General features: G+C 63.8%; 16 protein-coding genes and 1 pseudogene. 13 read left to right on the top strand and 4 right to left on the bottom strand.

Translation table 11 applies throughout. The features are described from left to right. Positions 1-91: 91 nt before the first annotated feature. Positions 92-1,414 carry a hypothetical protein gene (locus tag V0U35_RS02880; protein WP_330195147.1) on the top strand — a complete coding sequence of 441 codons (1,323 nt, stop codon included), beginning with the start codon at positions 92-94 and terminating at the stop codon, positions 1,412-1,414. A gap of 63 nt (positions 1,415-1,477) precedes the next feature. Further along, a complete protein-coding gene (locus tag V0U35_RS02875) occupies positions 1,478-1,789 on the top strand; it encodes a hypothetical protein (protein WP_330195146.1) in 312 nt (103 codons plus the stop codon). On the opposite strand, the gene V0U35_RS02870 is transcribed toward V0U35_RS02875, so the two are convergent. Continuing rightward, the gene (locus V0U35_RS02870; protein ID WP_330195145.1) at positions 1,781-2,788 is read right to left on the bottom strand and encodes a M14 family metallopeptidase; all 1,008 of its coding nucleotides are present in this window, start codon (positions 2,786-2,788) and stop codon (positions 1,781-1,783) included. The two genes, V0U35_RS02875 and V0U35_RS02870, sit on opposite strands and share 9 nt — an antisense overlap. Before the next feature lie 263 nt (positions 2,789-3,051). On the opposite strand from V0U35_RS02870, the gene ffh reads away from it, so the two are divergent. The 7 genes from ffh (at position 3,052) to V0U35_RS02835 (ending at position 9,547) form a co-directional block, all read left to right on the top strand. Then, a complete protein-coding gene (gene ffh, locus V0U35_RS02865; protein WP_373696362.1) occupies positions 3,052-4,566 on the top strand; it encodes a signal recognition particle protein in 1,515 nt (504 codons plus the stop codon). Between the two features lie 50 nt (positions 4,567-4,616). Beyond that, a complete protein-coding gene (rpsP, locus tag V0U35_RS13985; RefSeq protein ID WP_373696345.1) occupies positions 4,617-5,132 on the top strand; it encodes a 30S ribosomal protein S16 in 516 nt (171 codons plus the stop codon). Positions 5,133-5,260: 128 nt separating this feature from the next. Continuing rightward, complete coding sequence (gene rimM / locus V0U35_RS02855) at positions 5,261-5,788, top strand: ribosome maturation factor RimM (RefSeq protein ID WP_330195143.1); 528 nt, start codon at positions 5,261-5,263, stop codon at positions 5,786-5,788. Between the two features lie 69 nt (positions 5,789-5,857). Continuing rightward, positions 5,858-6,466, top strand: a complete 609-nt coding sequence (locus tag V0U35_RS02850; RefSeq protein WP_330195142.1) for a hypothetical protein — start codon at positions 5,858-5,860, stop codon at positions 6,464-6,466. Between the two features lie 152 nt (positions 6,467-6,618). Next, positions 6,619-7,323, top strand: a complete 705-nt coding sequence (gene trmD / locus V0U35_RS02845) for a tRNA (guanosine(37)-N1)-methyltransferase TrmD (RefSeq protein WP_330195141.1) — start codon at positions 6,619-6,621, stop codon at positions 7,321-7,323. A 2-nt stretch (positions 7,324-7,325) separates the two neighbouring features. Then, complete coding sequence (gene rplS, locus V0U35_RS02840) at positions 7,326-7,739, top strand: 50S ribosomal protein L19 (RefSeq protein WP_330195140.1); 414 nt, start codon at positions 7,326-7,328, stop codon at positions 7,737-7,739. Positions 7,740-7,927: 188 nt separating this feature from the next. Continuing rightward, positions 7,928-9,547 (top strand): tetratricopeptide repeat-containing sulfotransferase family protein, encoded by a 1,620-nt coding sequence (locus tag V0U35_RS02835; RefSeq protein WP_330195139.1) that lies wholly within the window; start codon positions 7,928-7,930, stop codon positions 9,545-9,547. Here the strand turns inward: V0U35_RS02835 and V0U35_RS02830 are convergent. Continuing rightward, positions 9,529-9,927: a metallopeptidase family protein gene (locus V0U35_RS02830; protein WP_330195138.1), complete on the bottom strand. Its 399-nt coding sequence runs from the start codon at positions 9,925-9,927 to the stop codon at positions 9,529-9,531. The genes V0U35_RS02835 and V0U35_RS02830 overlap by 19 nt on opposite strands. Positions 9,928-10,511: 584 nt before the next feature. On the opposite strand from V0U35_RS02830, the gene V0U35_RS02825 reads away from it, so the two are divergent. Continuing rightward, a complete protein-coding gene (locus V0U35_RS02825) occupies positions 10,512-11,168 on the top strand; it encodes a DUF3800 domain-containing protein (protein WP_330195137.1) in 657 nt (218 codons plus the stop codon). A gap of 216 nt (positions 11,169-11,384) precedes the next feature. On the opposite strand, the pseudogene V0U35_RS14025 reads toward V0U35_RS02825, so the two are convergent. Beyond that, positions 11,385-11,514, bottom strand: a pseudogene (locus tag V0U35_RS14025) (transposase); the annotation flags it as partial. Between the two features lie 46 nt (positions 11,515-11,560). Between V0U35_RS14025 and V0U35_RS02815 the strand changes: the two are divergent. The 3 genes from V0U35_RS02815 to V0U35_RS02805 all read left to right on the top strand — a co-directional run bounded on the left by V0U35_RS02815 (position 11,561) and on the right by V0U35_RS02805 (position 14,627). Then, entirely contained in the window at positions 11,561-12,016 is a 456-nt protein-coding gene (locus V0U35_RS02815) for an MmcB family DNA repair protein (RefSeq protein ID WP_330195136.1), read from the top strand. Positions 12,017-12,132: 116 nt separating this feature from the next. Continuing rightward, positions 12,133-13,974 (top strand): sensor histidine kinase, encoded by a 1,842-nt coding sequence (locus V0U35_RS02810; RefSeq protein WP_330195135.1) that lies wholly within the window; start codon positions 12,133-12,135, stop codon positions 13,972-13,974. Then, complete coding sequence (locus V0U35_RS02805) at positions 13,971-14,627, top strand: response regulator (protein ID WP_330195134.1); 657 nt, start codon at positions 13,971-13,973, stop codon at positions 14,625-14,627. Before V0U35_RS02810 ends, V0U35_RS02805 begins: the two co-directional genes overlap by 4 nt. Here the strand turns inward: V0U35_RS02805 and V0U35_RS02800 are convergent. Then, the gene (locus V0U35_RS02800; RefSeq protein WP_330195133.1) at positions 14,616-15,311 is read right to left on the bottom strand and encodes a DJ-1/PfpI family protein; all 696 of its coding nucleotides are present in this window, start codon (positions 15,309-15,311) and stop codon (positions 14,616-14,618) included. The two genes, V0U35_RS02805 and V0U35_RS02800, sit on opposite strands and share 12 nt — an antisense overlap. Positions 15,312-15,315 lie beyond the last annotated feature (4 nt).

Genomic DNA, 15,315 nt, shown 5'->3' with positions numbered 1-15,315 from the left:
TGAGGGAAAGTCTAGCCAAAGCCGGGGACGCGGGAAACCGATAAGGGGAATTCCCGTGTGAAATTCACGCGTTCGCGTCTAGACTGCAGCCATGGGACGGATATTCGCCTTCCTCGTGAGACTGGTTTTCACGCTGGTCCTCTGGGCCCTCGCCGCGCTCGGCGCAGCCGGGCTGCTCGCGGCCGGGTTTGTGGCGATGGTCATCCCGTACATGGAACCCGGACGAAATGCAGACTACTCGCGAGGCTGGCAGCAGCTCTATGCGTCCTTCGACCTTGACGACGCAACGTCAGGCGACTGCGACGCCATCATCCGCGACGTGAACATCGCCGCCGACGCAAATATCTCGGAGGCCATCTTCGTTCAGCTCGTCCTCGACGCGCAGGGCCGGTGCGGCGACTGGCCGGAGATCGATCCAGGGGGCCTGATCTGGTACCGCCACGATGACCCGCAGTATCGGCGCGACTGGGACTCACGGTTCAGCGACGCCTTCACCCGGTTCATCCGCGAGGAACTCGGTCTATGGGGCGACCGGGACTACTGGCGACGGCGATACAACCTTGCACGCCGCTGCGAGGTCAAAACGGGTTGGGTCAATCGGGATCTGATCCGTTATCGCGACGCCCATCCGAACATGACCGCCGAGGACTCCCGGCAATTCTTCTACACTTACTGGTTTGAATGCCGGCGCGACCTGGTCGAGCTGGCACGATACGGGCTGGCATCAGATGACATACCGGTTCGGGAAAATGCAAACGGGCTAATGAACGCAGCCGCGCGCCTGTATGATCCTGACGCGCTCTACTGGGATCAAGTTGAGTTTTGGCAACTTGATCCGGATTTCTTCAGTGAATTCTATTTTGGTGAATCAGAGGAAGTGGAGCCCCCTTTTCCTCCCTATTGCACCGAGGACCTTGAACGCCGCGAACTCTATCGCGCACTGACCGGATTGGGTCATGACGCGTCGACCCGGCACTGGCTCGGCCAGGGCGGGCCGGGTCCAGACGTCGGGCTCCCCGCCTGTCAGGACCCGGTGTCGGCTTATTTCACACAGGACAATGTCGAGGACATCACCAACTGGCGCGGCGGTTACGATACGCCCTTCTGGTACGCGGTTCACGCCATCCGCACCGGCGACGAAGCCGCCACGGCCCACCTGCCCGCCATCGAGGCGGAGATCGGGGCCGAATGCATCGCCATGGCGCGGATCATCGCCGGCCATGTCGCCAGCGTTCTGCCCGGCCCGCCTCAGGACATCCCCGTCGCCCGCCAGATGATCGCCCAGAGCCTCGCCTGCCAGCCCGACGACATGCGCGACGCCGCCGCCTATCCCGATGGCGTTTACGCGCCGGTTGAGACGCTGCTCTTCCCCTCCTTCGAGCCGCGCTTCGTGCCGGTCCGGGCAGAGGACTGATCCAGACACCCGTCCTGTGCGTAAGACCTTCTGTTCCCTTCATGGACCGGGAGACACACAGCCATGGCCATTCTCAGATCCCTCCTTGGCCTGGCTGCGCTCGCATTCGCCGCCCTCATTGCCTGGGCGGTGAATGCGGGCAATTTCGGTGAGGCTGGCGGGTGGCTGACCAGCGATCCGTGGGGCATCGTCACCCTCACCGACCTCTATATCGGCTTTGCCCTGATCGCCGTCGTCATCGCCCTGTTCGAGCGGTCGGCCTGGCGCTCGGCGGTCTGGATCGTGCCCTTGCCGTTTCTGGGCAATCTCTGGGCGCTGGTCTGGCTGGCGTTCGTCCTGCCCAAACTCACGCAGCGGCTGCGCGCCTCAGCCTGAGCGCTTTTCCATGATGTAGCCGAGGCAGTCGTCCCGGATCGCCTGCTCGTTTGTCGTCAGCATGGCGGGCGAGAGGTCTCGGGTGAGGACCAGCCGGTCACCCTCACGCCGGAAGACCGCGTCGGTGACATTCGCACCGGTCTCGGTCACGACCTTGAGCGGCGAGCGTCCGTTCGGCAGGCGGGCAAAGGTCGAGCCTTCCGGACGCTCGAAGAAATTCCATTTCTCCAGCGCGGCGGGCAATTCGATATCGGCGGCCTCGCCATGCGCGAAGCTGATCGTGGCAGCGGGGTCGAGTTCCATCCGCCCAATCGTCTCGAAGACATCCAGTGGCCGGTCCGGCGCACCGCGCCAGTGATCGAGATGGAGCACGTCCAGCACGAATTCGAAGGCGCGGGTCTCGTTCGCCTCCACGCCCGCATGACCGCACTCCGCCGTGACAGACGGGCACAGCGACGACACGGCGAGGCTCAGCATGCCCGGCGGGGTCAGGGTGAGCATGGCCGTGCGCGTGAACAGGCTGGCGAGCTGGCGGTCTGCGGCGCGCTCATTGTGAATGAGGCTGTAAAGCGGGTTGGCCCCGGTATTGTTGTGTAAATCGATGGCGGCAAAGGGTTTTGCCGCGCGCACCTCGGCGAGGACCGACTGCGCCAACTCGAATTCGGGACCCGTCCCGCCCTGCCACAGCCGGTTATAGTCCGGCTTGCCCGGACTCATCCGCAAGCCGGCCTCGGCGGCCGCGACATTGCCGACAAAGATCAGAAGCGAGCGCGGCAGGAGATGACGGCCCATCCAGGCGTGAAGCCGTTTGAGGACTTCGAACCCGACCGTCTCGTTGCCATGAAGGAGGATGGAGACGAAGAGCGGGTCGGGCCGCCGCCCTTTCAGGGAAATCAGCGCCGGTTCGGGAAACAGCGACCGCACATCGCGCACGTCCGTCCGTGCAAGAGCGAGCGGCAGCGCGTCTAGCCGGTCAAGGCGCGGGGACGGTGGGGACATGGGCGGAGAGGTTTCGTAAGAGCGGGCAAACAGGTCGGATAAGGCCAGACTAGCCGCATCCTGCGCCCCGCGCCACTTTCCTCCGCGCCGCCCCGCCTTGACGCAGCGCAGCCGCAGGCGTATGTCCGCGGCCTTCAGATGCAAGCAGGGATGCTTGCCTTGAGCCGCGCGACGACGCGGACAAGGTCCCCCGGTCGGCGAAGTGTTCGCTCACCGGGGTGGTATTTCCCGTGCGTGCAAGCGATTGGAGTGACGGCGAACAGATGTTCGACACGCTGACAGAACGGCTTTCCGGTGTCTTCGACAAGCTGACCGGGCGCGGCGTCCTTTCCGAAAAGGACGTTGACGCGGCGCTGCGCGAGATCCGGGTCGCCCTTCTCGAAGCCGATGTCGCGCTGCCGGTCGTCAAGGACTTCGTCGCCAAGGTGAAGGAGCGCGCCGTCGGCGACGACGTGATCCGCGCCGTGTCGCCGGGCCAGCAGGTCATCAAGCTCGTCCATGACGGTCTCGTCGACCTCCTCGGCGGCGAGGGCGAACCCGAAGGCCTCGCGCTCGACGGTGAACCGCCCATCGCTATCCTGATGGCCGGTCTGCAAGGCTCGGGTAAGACCACGACCGCCGCCAAGCTCGCCCGCCGCATCCAGACGCGCGAGAAGAAGAAAGTTCTCCTCGCCTCGCTCGACACGCGCCGCCCGGCCGCGATGGAACAGCTCCAGCAGATGGCCCAGCAGGCCGAAGCCGGCTTCCTGCCCATCGTTGCCGGCCAGACCGCGACCGAGATCGCCAAGCGCGCGATGAAGGCTGGCCAACTCCAGGGCTATGACGTCGTCATCCTCGATACCGCCGGCCGGACCTCGATCGACGAAGAGCTGATGGCCGAAGCCAAGGCCATCGCCGACATCGCCAAACCGCACGAAACCCTGCTGGTCGCCGACGCGCTGACCGGTCAGGACGCGGTGGAAACCGCGCGCCGCTTCCACGAGCGCCTGCCGCTGACCGGTCTCGTCCTGACGCGGATGGATGGCGACGGGCGCGGCGGCGCGGCGCTGTCCATGCGCCATGTCACCGGCCTGCCGATCAAATTCCTCGGCGTGTCGGAAAAGGTCGATGGGCTCGATGCCTTCGATGCCAAGCGGGTTGCTGGCCGTATCCTCGGGCGCGGTGACATTGTCGCCCTCGTCGAAAAGGCGAGCGAGGAGTACGACAAGGACAAGGCCGAACGCCTCGCCAAGAAGATGGCGAAGGGCAAGTTCGATCTGAACGACCTCTCCGACCAGCTCTCGCAAATGTCGAAAATGGGCGGTCTCGGCGGCATTCTCGGCCTGTTGCCGGGCATGAACAAAAAGGTCCAGGGCCAGATCGCGGCGGCCGGGTTCGACGATTCCATGATGAAGCGCCAGCAGGCGATCATCTCGTCGATGACGCGCCAGGAACGCGCCAAGCCCGAACTCCTGAAAGCCTCGCGCAAGAAACGTATCGCCGCCGGGTCCGGCGTCGAGGTCTCCGAGGTCAACAAGCTTCTGAAAATGCACCGCCAGATGGCCGACATGATGAAGAAGGTCGGCAAGAAAGGCCCGAAAGGCCTGATGTCCGGCTTCACCGCGCCCGGCGGCGGACCCAATCCGGAGCTGCTCGAGCGCATGAAGGGCGGCAAGTCCGCCGACCTGCCCGGTCTCGGCGGCGGTAATGCGGGCGGTGGCACCCTGCCCGGCCTGCCCGGCTCCGGCGCACCCCAGCTTGGCCCCGACGGCCTGCCGATCGGCCTTGGAAAGAAATAGCCCACCTTTTTGAACCCATACGAACCAACTCCACGAAGGAAACACACCAAATGGCCCTGAAAATCCGTATGTCCCGTGGCGGCGCGAAGAAGCGTCCCTACTACCGTATCGTCATCGCCGACTCCCGCTATCCGCGTGACGGCCGCTTCATCGAACGGATCGGCTCCTACGATCCGATGCTCCCCAAGGACGGCGAGCGCGTGAAAATCGACATCGAAAAAGCCAAGGAATGGTACGCCAAGGGAGCCCGCCCGACCGACCGCGTCGCCCGCTTCCTGAGCGAAGTCGATCCGGAGAATTTCTCCTGGACCGCCTCGAACAACCCCAACAAGGGCAAGCCGGGCCAGAAAGCCCAGGAGCGCATCGCCGAGCGTGAAGAGCGCGAAGCCGAGAAGAAGGCCGCGGCCGAAGAAGCGGCGGCTGCCGAAAAGGAAGCCGCTGAAGCCCCGGCCGAAGAAGAGGCTCCGGCCGCCGACGCCGCTGCCGAAGAGGCCCCGGCTGAAGAGTCCAAGGCCGAAGACGCTCCGGCCGAAGACGCTGGCGACGACGAGAAGAAAGACGCCTGATCTGAGACGTCTTCCCCCCTCCACCGCTTCGCGGTCCCCCTCCCCCGTAAACGGGGGAGGAAAGAGGGTGCTGGCATTTCCTCCCCCGTTTACGGGGGAGGTGGCCCAACGGGCCGGAGGGGGGAGTATTGCCCGCTGATCTCGTCTGCATTGCTGCCATCAAGGGCGCGCATGGCGTGAAGGGCGAGGCGCGGGTGAAATCCTTTACCGCAAAGCCTGAAGACTGCTGCGCTTACGGCCCCTGGCGGGACGAGGCCGGCAATGTGCTGCTGACGCCCCTGCGCTGCCGCAAGGCGGGCGATGACCTGGTCGTGGCCTTCCGCGAAACCCTGCAACGCGAGGCCGTCGCCGATATGCGCGGCACGAAAGTCTATGTCCGCCGGACCGACCTGCCTGAACCCGACGCCGACGAATTCTACATGACCGACCTCATTGGACTTTCCGCCGGGGACGAGGCGGGCACGGACGTCGGCCGCGTCGTCGCGGTGCAGAATTTCGGTGCCGGTGACCTCCTCGAGATCGAGAACACGGACGGCCGCTTCTACCTCGCCTTTACCCGCGACACAGTCCCGGTTGTCGATATCACTGCCGGGCGCGTTGTGATCCGCCTGCCCGAAGAGGACGACGACGAGGCAGACAAGCCGTCTGCGGGATAGACCGCATTATTCCTTTGAGCGGCCCGTGTCGTTAGTCTGGCTCTCCTGTTCGCGAAGGAGGCAGGCCCCATGCTCACCGCCGGAATGGCCCTTATCGCTGCTCTGGCCCTGCAAACCGCCGGGCAGCCTGTCGAGACAGCCGAGTGCCGGATCATTGCCGACGGCATCATCCCCGGACGGATGCACATTCCCACACGCCTGCGCGTTGACTGCGCGCGGGATGCGACGGACGCGGACAGGCTCCAGGCCGCGGCGTCTGCCGTGATCGCGCGCGTTCCGCTCGACCTGCCGCGTTCGGCGAGCCCGGTGATCGTCCCGTCCGCCCGCTTCGAGCGCGCCGCGAACGGCAACTGGCAGCCCGCACCGGGTCAACGCGTCTTCCAGGTCTTCCCGCCCCTGCCCCGGCGCATGGCCGAGCGGGGCTATACCGATTACGCCTGCCGCTATGCCGTCTGGCCGGACGCGGCCGGGCGTCCCGGCGATGTCGAGATTGAATGCGGCCTGCCGCGCCGCGCCCGCCATGTCGCCGTGCGCGAGGTCCGCGAGGCGGTCGCGACCGTGCGTTTCCTGCCCGTTGAGGACGCCTATTGTTTCGAGCGCGTCCTGCACGTCACGCCAGAGGGTACGACAGAAACCAATCCCGAAGACCGGTTGCTTTGCCCGCCGGGATCGCCCTAGCGACCCGATAAAGGATTGCGCCGGAAGCACAATCCACCTGATGCGGCGCGGTGCAGACGGGCAATGGCTACTGGTCGGGGTGCTCGGCGACTGGATCACCTGACGCCCCCCGACTCCCCAATCCGGCGCGGGTCTGCTAGACCCCGCGCGCCATGTTCACCGCCAGCGTGCTCACCCTCTTCCCGGACGCCTTTCCGGGGCCCTTAAGCGTCTCCCTCATCGGGAGCGCGCAGGCGCGTGGATTATGGGCGCTTGAAACGGTGGACATCCGCAAATTTTCCCGTCATAAGCACGCCTCCGTTGACGACACGCCCGCCGGGGGCGGGGCCGGAATGGTCCTGAAACCGGATGTGGCGGCAGCGGCGATAGACGCGGTCAGCCCGTCCCGCAAGGACAATCGGCCGCTCATTTACCTGACCCCGCGGGGGCGTCCCTTCACCCAGGCCAGAGCCCGGGAGCTGGCGGCGGGTCCGGGGGTTGTCGTGTTTTGCGGGCGGTTCGAGGGTCTCGACGAACGGGTCATCGAAGCGCGCGAGATGGAGGAGATCAGCGTCGGTGACGCGGTTCTCGCCGGGGGTGAAGCGGCTGCCCTGTGCCTCATCGAGGCCTGTGTGCGCCTGATCCCCGGAGTGCTGGGCGACCCGGCCTCCACGATGGAAGAGAGTTTCGAGGGCGATCTCCTCGAATACCCTCAATACACGCGGCCGCGCGTGTGGGAGGGCAGGGAGATCCCCGAAGTGCTGCTGTCGGGCGACCACGCGAAGATCGCATCGTGGCGCCGGGAGCAGGCGGAGAAGACAACGAAGGAACGCCGCCCGGACCTTTGGGCGAAACATGTCCGGCGCGAAGGAGAGTAGACATGAACATCATCCAGCAACTGGAAAATGACGAAGCCGCGCGCGTGCTCGGCGACAAGAAACACCCGGAATTCGACGCCGGCGACACCGTGCGCGTTCACGTGCGCATCAAGGAAGGCGAGCGCGAGCGGATCCAGGTCTATGAAGGCGTGGTGCTGGCCAAGAATGGCGGCGGGCTGCAGGAAAGCTTCACCGTGCGCAAGATCTCCTTCGGCGAAGGCGTGGAACGGGTTTTCCCGGTCTACTCCCCGAACGTGGAAAAGATTGAAGTCGCGCGCCGGGGCAAGGTGCGCCGCGCCAAGCTGTATTACCTGCGCGACCGCCGCGGCAAGTCGGCCCGGATCTCCGAGCGCACGACCGGCCGGACGCTGGAAGGCGAGACCGTCCAGGGCAAGACCAAGAAGGGCAAGAAGTAGGACTTACTTCTCCCGGCTGACTTTTCCGTCCCGCTTCACGGCCCGGGCCGCCCACGAGGGTGCAGACTATGGGTGGCCTCTCGCGGGGAGCGGGATGGCATAGCCCAAAGATAACAACCGCCCGCCGGACATTCCGGCGGGCGTTTTTCTTTGCCCCTCCGCATAAAGCCCCTTAAAGCCATGCCGCCATGACCGCCTCCCTGTCACAGCTTGTCGCCCAGGCCACCCAGGCCTTTGCCAATGGCGATCCCGGCACCGCCAGCGAATTGAGCCAGCAAGCGCTCAAGATTGAGCGCGCCAATCCCCATGCGCTCTATATTCATGCCCTCGCCCGGCGCGGTCTGGGCGATCCGGCCGGCGCGCTGAAATCACTCAAGATCGTCCTCAAGACGGTGAAGACGTCCGCCGAGGTGATGAATGTGGTCGGCCTGTGCGAGCAGGATCTCGGCCACGAGACGGCGGCACGAAAAGCCTTCGAGGCGGCTGAGCGTTTTGATCCGAACTTCGTGCATGCACCCTTCAACCTTGCCCGCCTGTTGTTTGATCTCGGTGAGCGTGAACTCGCCGTCGCGGCCTATGAGCGGACTCTGGCCCTGCAGCCGGACTACGCGCCGGCGCTGAGCGGGCTGGCGCATACGCATCAGAATTTGCGCAATTATGCCGAGGCGGAACGCTATGCCGATCTGACGCTCGCCCTGCGGCCGAACGATGCGATCGCTGTCGGCGTCAAAGGCGCGGCCCTGCTTCGAGAGGGCACGGCGGACGAGGCGGTCTCCTTTATCCGGTCCCGGCTCAATCCCAATGATGGCGGCCCGATGAATGTCGCCATGGCGCTGGGGACGCTCGGTGAGGCTTATGAGACTCTGGGCGAGTACCGGCGCGCCTTCGAGGCCTGGCATTTCGCCAATGAACGTATCCGGGCCCAGTACGAAACCTATTACGAGGCCCATGAAGGCCCGTACTCGCTCGCCGTCCCCCAGCGCATGCGGGACTATTTCGCCGGACTGGAAAACCAGGTGTTCGAGACGACCGACACCAGTCCTTCGCCGGTCTTCCTGGTCGGTTTCCCCAGGTCCGGGACGACGCTGCTGGAGAACGTGCTGGCCGCACACCCGGCCATCGAGACCAGCGGGGAACAGCCTCATGCCGAAGGGATTGTCGAGGCGACGGGATCGACGGACGCCAGTATCGCGCGCCTGATGGGCAGTGCAGACAAGCGCCTGCGCTCGCTTCGCAATGACTACTGGCGGCGCGCCAAGCCGGACGGCGCTCCACAGGACGGGTCGCTCTATATCGACAAGCTGCCGCTCAACCTGATCTGGTTGGGCGTGCTGGCGCGCGTGTTTCCGAATGCGAAATTCATCCTCGCCCTGCGCGATCCGCGCGACTGTGTCCTGTCGGCCTTTCAGCAGCGCTTTGTCATGAACCCGGCCATGTACCGGATGCTACGCATGGATGACGCGGCCCGGTATTACGACGCGGCCTTCTCCGCCGCCGAGGCTGCGCGGCGCGCCATTCCCGGCCTGAATGTCCTTGAAGTACGTTACGAGGATGTCGTCGCCGATCTGGAAGGTGAAGCGCGCCGGACGATTGCCTTCCTGGGGCTCGACTGGGACGCGCGCGTGATGTCCTATCGCGATCAGGCGCGCACCCGCGCGATCAGTACGCCCTCGGCCCCCCAGGTCATTCAACCGGTCTATTCAAAATCCCTGGAACGGTGGCGCAACTATGAATTCGCCTTCGAGGGCGGGGTTGGCGAAACGCTGGCCCCCTGGATCGAACGCTGGGGCTATTCCTCGCCATCCTGAAGCGCGTGCATGTCGTCATCAGATAAGCCGAAATGATGGCCGATCTCGTGAACGAGGACATGCTCAATCAGCTCTTCCAGCGTGACGTTACCGCGCTCTTTCCACTCGGCGAGGATGGGCTTTCGGTAGAGAAACACCTGGTCGGGCATCCCGGCCGGCTCCATTACCGATTTCTGCGTCAGGTCGACGCCGTGATAAAGGCCGGAGAGTTGATACGGGCTTTCCATCCCGAAATGTTCGAGCGTTTCGGCATCGGCGAAATCATCCACCCGGATGACGACATTGCCGCACAAGGCACGAAAGCCTTCGGGCATGGCCTCCCACGCCTGTTCGGCCAGCGCGGCGAATTCATCCAGTGTCGGCAGGGATCGGACCGTCATGGGTCCTAGATAGGATGGCAGCCCACCCCTTGGCTATTGTGTCTTTTGCAAACCCGGTGACTCAGCGTAGCAATTCCATCGAGTGAACGATGGAGGCTGCAATGGCAGATGGAACGACAATCAAGAACGAACACAATTCCCAAGAAGAGGTTGCCTATAAGCTATTCAATCACGTGGCAGAGGCCGAGGGCCGCTCCTTTTATCCGCATGGGGACAAACCAGCGGACAGGGAATACATTCTCCAAACTTTTGCGGAGTGCCTTTACGCAGTGAAGAATCCGCATGCTCGCAAGTGACAAACCGAAAAATTTCCCCTCACGAGTAACGGGGTCCGCAGCATGCGCGGCGAGCTCTAGGCAGCGCAGGCGCAGAGATAGGTCGTCCATGTCACAAATAAGCGATCCTATTTGAGGGACCTCCCAGTCTTGGTCTTGTCATTGCTATGCGGCAGGGCCTTGGCTTTCGGTCAATCGCTTTCTTGTCCATGTCGCATTCCAGTTCGCGAGCAAGGGCTTTGAATTTTGCCGCCTGTGCTTTATCTGCGGCTGGTGTCGATTCGCTAACCATCTAACCTGTTCACTTCCGTGCCAAATAAATATGTTTTCGCCGATGAATCCGGATGCCTAGCCTTTAAACGAGAAGGCAATGCGTCAAAATATTTTATTTGTGCAACTGCAACAATGGATTCATGCGACATTGCAAAGGCCTTGCTCGACCTTCGGCGGGGCTTGGCGTGGGATGGTGCAGAACTCGGCGACTTCTTTCACGCAAGCACTGACCGGCAACTGGTCCGGGATGCTGTGTTTAGCGAGCTGCTAAGGCACGACTTTACGATCCAAGCGACAATAATGGAAAAGAGCAAGGCGCAGCCGCAAGTGCGCGCATCAGACGCTCGGTTTTATCAATACGGCTGGCTCTACCACTTCCGGCATGGCGTAACCCCTCAACTCACTCACGCGTCAGAGCCGCTAATCACCACGGCGTCGATTGGAACCAAGAAGCAGCGCGCCGCATTCGAGTCCGCCGTGAACGATGTGCTTCGTCAGACCGTCAAGTGCGCCCGGTGGGATACAGACTTCTGCCCTGCGCACGCCGATCCTTGTTTACAAGTCGCCGACTATGCCGCGTGGGCCATTCAGCGAAAGTATGAACGCGACGACACGCGGTCATACGATCTGATTAGAGACCGCATTACTTACGAATATGACTTATGGCACCGAGGAAGCGTTCATTACTATTGAAAATGTGTGGCCCGCGAAATCCGCAATCTTGGCTATCCGCTAAGAAGCGCCCCATGGGCTCTTTTCACCAAGCAAGGGCCACAACTCACATATAGCGCAAAAATCGTTGAGCGCGAGTAAAATTCGCTGCGTCACTCTGACTCAGGAGATATTCGGCCCCGACACCCGCGAGGGCGGCATCCGTAAGTTCTTTGTCATTAACGCTGTTGGCTTTCTGCTCGCTGTAACGGAAATCAAATTTCGCCTTGTAGCTATTAAGGTGCTTCTTGGCGTTGTGCAGATACACGCCTTTCATGTCGCGTTTGAAGATCGAAAAACAACCCTCAATCGTGTTGGTATGAACGGTGCGCCACCCCTTGCATCGGGAACGTAAAGCGAACAAAATCATCGCCATGACCGACGCGCTTGCCTCTGCCCTCAACCCGGCCATCGATGATGCCCGTCTTCTGTGCCGGGGCGCGTCCCGCCTGCTCTATGATCTGGGCTATAACGCCATTCCTGAATTCTCGCTCGCCAGCAACCGGCGCGCGGACCTGTTCGCGATTTCGAAGAAGGGCGAGATCGCCATTGTCGAGGTGAAATCCGGCATTGCCGACTTCCGCGCCGACAACAAATGGCCGGAATACCGCGACTATTGCGACCGGCTGTATTTTGCCGTTTCCAACCGTTTTCCCCATGATCTGATCCCGGACGAGGCCGGCCTGATCATCGCCGACGGTTTCGGCGCGGCGGTGGTGCGCGAAAGCCCGCATGAACCCCTCGCCGCGGCCCGGCGCAAGGCGGTGACATTACGCTTTGCCCGCTGCGCGGCGGAGCGATTGATGCGGATCGACCTGTCACAGGGCTGAAGCCGCGCCAACACCCCCGTTCAGGGGGGAGACAAGACCTTGCCGCTCTGCTGTAAATCATCCCCATGGGGATGATGCCCGCCATAGAGTCAGGCCTTTCCGCCCGCCGCCGGTGGATGACCGCGCCGATGCTGCGCTTTGCCCTCGTCGCGGCCTTCGGAGCGGGTGCTCTTATTGCTGTCTATGCCGTCATTCGTACCCATGGTGGCAGTATCGGCGGACTGACATTCATCAGCTACTGGCAACTGGTTGTCGGCCTGGGTGCCCTGGTCATTGCCGGCGGGGTCTGGGCGCTCAGGCCCGGCGATCTCGCAACCCGGCTGTTTTTCATCAGCGGACTGGCCACGCTGACCTTCACCTTCGCGCCCGTTCCGTTCTCGGTACGGGACTTCGACGGCAATGCCGAGATCCTCCGCATCCTCAACACGATCAACGGAACCGGCGCGACCGCGTTCGGCATCGCCATGGTCGCGCTCTTCCTGATCTACCCCAACCGGCTTCCGGGCTGGCGATGGATCGGGACTGCGGTGCTGGTCGTTTTCGGCGGCTGGAGCGCCCTCATTCTGACGGGCCACGTACCGGGAACGTTGGGGCTGCATTTCGTGACGCTGATCGAGATGTTCGGCATCTTCGCGGCCCTGATCGCCCAGTATTTCGCAGCCAGCGGCGACCCAAAGGCCCGGGCAATCCTCATCTGGCTGGGTGGATCGGTCACGCTGGGTGCCGGGGCTTTCATAGCCCTTGTCGCATTTCCCAGCGCGTTCGCCATGACCGCACTCGTCGATGCCCGGCTCGCCTTCGGCTTCTTCCTGATCATCTATATCGGCTGCGCGGCGGGCCTGGGCCGATATCGCCTGTTCGAGCTGGGCGACTGGGCTTTCCGGGCGGTCTTCTATTTCATCGCCGCCATTCTGCTGGTCGCGCTTGATGCGGTACTGATCTTCTTCCTGCCGCTGGAGCCGGGACCGGCACTGGGCCTCTCCGTGCTCATCATCGCCCTGCTCTACCTGCCCTTTCGCGACTCACTTTCACGTCTTGTCCTGCGCCGCGCCTCGCTGGCCGACAAGGACGTGTTCCGAGCCGTCATGGACACGGCGTTCGAGGTCTCGGCCGAGGCCCGGGCCCGGCAGTGGCGCGACATCCTCGGCCGCCTGTTCGAGCCGCTGGAGATCGAAACCGCCGCGACGACAGACGGCCAACAGGTCCAGATCCGGGATGACGGGCTGGAATTGCGCTTGCCGGCCATCGCCGACAGCCCGGCCCTGCGCCTGCGCTATCCGTGGCGCGGGCAAGGCCTGTTCGGCCCGCGCCATCTGCGGACGGCGGAAGAGCTTTGCACGCTGATGCGCCAGGCCGACGCCAGCCGGGCCGCCTATGACCGCGGTGTCGCAGAGGAACGCAGCCGTATCGCCCGGGACATGCATGACAATATCGGGGCGCAGCTCCTGGGGGCCTTGCACAGCCGGGAGGCTGATCGCAAGGATACGATGATCCGCGAGACGCTGACCGATCTGCGTGACATCATCAACAATGCCTCCTCCGCCGGTATGGCGCTGGTGAATTTGGTCGCCGACCTCCGCGCGGAAACTGCCGAGCGTCTCGCTGCGGCGGACATTGCGCTCGACTGGACGGTCGACATCGCCCCAGGGACGGATCTTTCACCGGTGGCCCTGCACGCGCTGCGCTCGGTCCTGCGCGAATGTGTCAGCAACGCCATCCGCCATGCGGGGGCCGGACAGGTCGGTGTCCGGCTTGAGGGTGACGGAACCATCCTGACGCTAACGGTAAACGATGACGGGACCGGTTTTGACCCGGACACAGTCCGGCGCGGGAACGGGCTGGGCAATCTGGAAAGCCGGATGGCCGGAGTGAAGGGCGGGCTCGAACTTACCAGCGGTGAGGCCGGCACCACCATAACGGCCCGGTTCCCGGCCGGAATCGGGGGGGAAGTGTCATGAAAACAGCCTTGATCGTCGAGGATGTGGGCGAAACCCGGCGCTGGCTGTCCGGAATTCTCCAGTCAGCCTATCCGGGATGTGAGGTCGAGGAGGCCGCGACCATGCGTGCCGGTCTGGCCGCCGTAGCGGCGCGCGATTTCGATATCGCGCTCATCGATCTGGGCCTCCCCGACGGGTCGGGTCTGGAAGTGCTGCGCAGCCTGCGCCTGTTACGCCCCGAAACCATCTCCATCGTGACCACGGTGATGGGCGAGGACGCCTATATCGTTTCCGCCCTGTCAGCGGGTGCCAGCGGCTATCTCCTGAAGGAGACCCCGGAAGACCTGCTGACCCGCCAGCTGGTTCAGCTGGCCGAGGGCATTCCGGCAATCTCGCCCTCCATCGCAAGGCGGATCATGGACCATTTCCGCCTGACCGGTCCGGCCGCCGAGCTGGACAACGCCCTGACCGCCCGCGAAAGCGAAGTTCTGGGCCTGATCGCGCGGGGCCTGCGGAATGCCGACGTCGCCCAGGCGCTGTCCCTTGCCGAGAGCACGGTCGCCAGTCACATCAAGGCGATCTACCGCAAACTGGGGATCAGCTCCCGCGCCGAAGCGTCCTGGCATGCCACCCGCCTCGGGCTGGCGGTGCCGAAACCGGATTCAGCTGTCTGACGGGGAGAAACCGGCGTCGCGCAGTGCCTCCCGGAAGGCCGCAAGGCGCGGCGCATAGCGCGCATCAACCCCTGACCTGACCGTCTCCGGCACACGGTCCGGTGTGCCGCTGTCGAAGGGCGGCGCCGGGTCATATTCCAGTGACAGCTGGATGGCCCAGGCGACGTCCTCGCCCGCGATTTCCGCCGCGATGGTCAGGGCAAAATCGATCCCGGCGGTAACACCGCCTCCGGTGAACACCGCACCATCGCGCACCACGCGGGCCTTTACCGGCACCGCGCCGACCGTCGCGAAGTCGCCGTGATAGGCCCAGTGCGTCGTCGCCCGCTTTCCGGCGAGGAGTCCCGCAGCGCCGAGCACGAACGCCCCGGTGCAGACCGAGGCGACATAGCGCGCCGCTTCGGCCTGGGCCTTCAGAAAACCGGTGACCGCGGCGTCGCGCATCGCATCATCGACCCCGAACCCGCCCGGGACGCAGATCAGGTCAAGTTGGGGACAGGCGTCGAACGTCGTGTTGGGAACGAGATCCAGACCGCAATCGCTCGGCAACGGGTCGAGCGTCTTCGACGCAAGATGCACGCGCGCGCCCGGCAGACGGTGCAGGACTTGGAGCGGGCCGGTGAAGTCAAGCTGGGTGATGCCGGGAAACAGGACGAAACCGATGTGAAACGGTGCGTCCGTCATGGCG

Source organism: Hyphobacterium marinum, assembly GCF_036330325.1.
In the GTDB taxonomy this organism is placed as follows: domain Bacteria; phylum Pseudomonadota; class Alphaproteobacteria; order Caulobacterales; family Maricaulaceae; genus Hyphobacterium; species Hyphobacterium marinum.
Note: the sequence above shows the minus strand (reverse complement) of the source record. Positions and strands in the feature narration are given on the sequence as shown.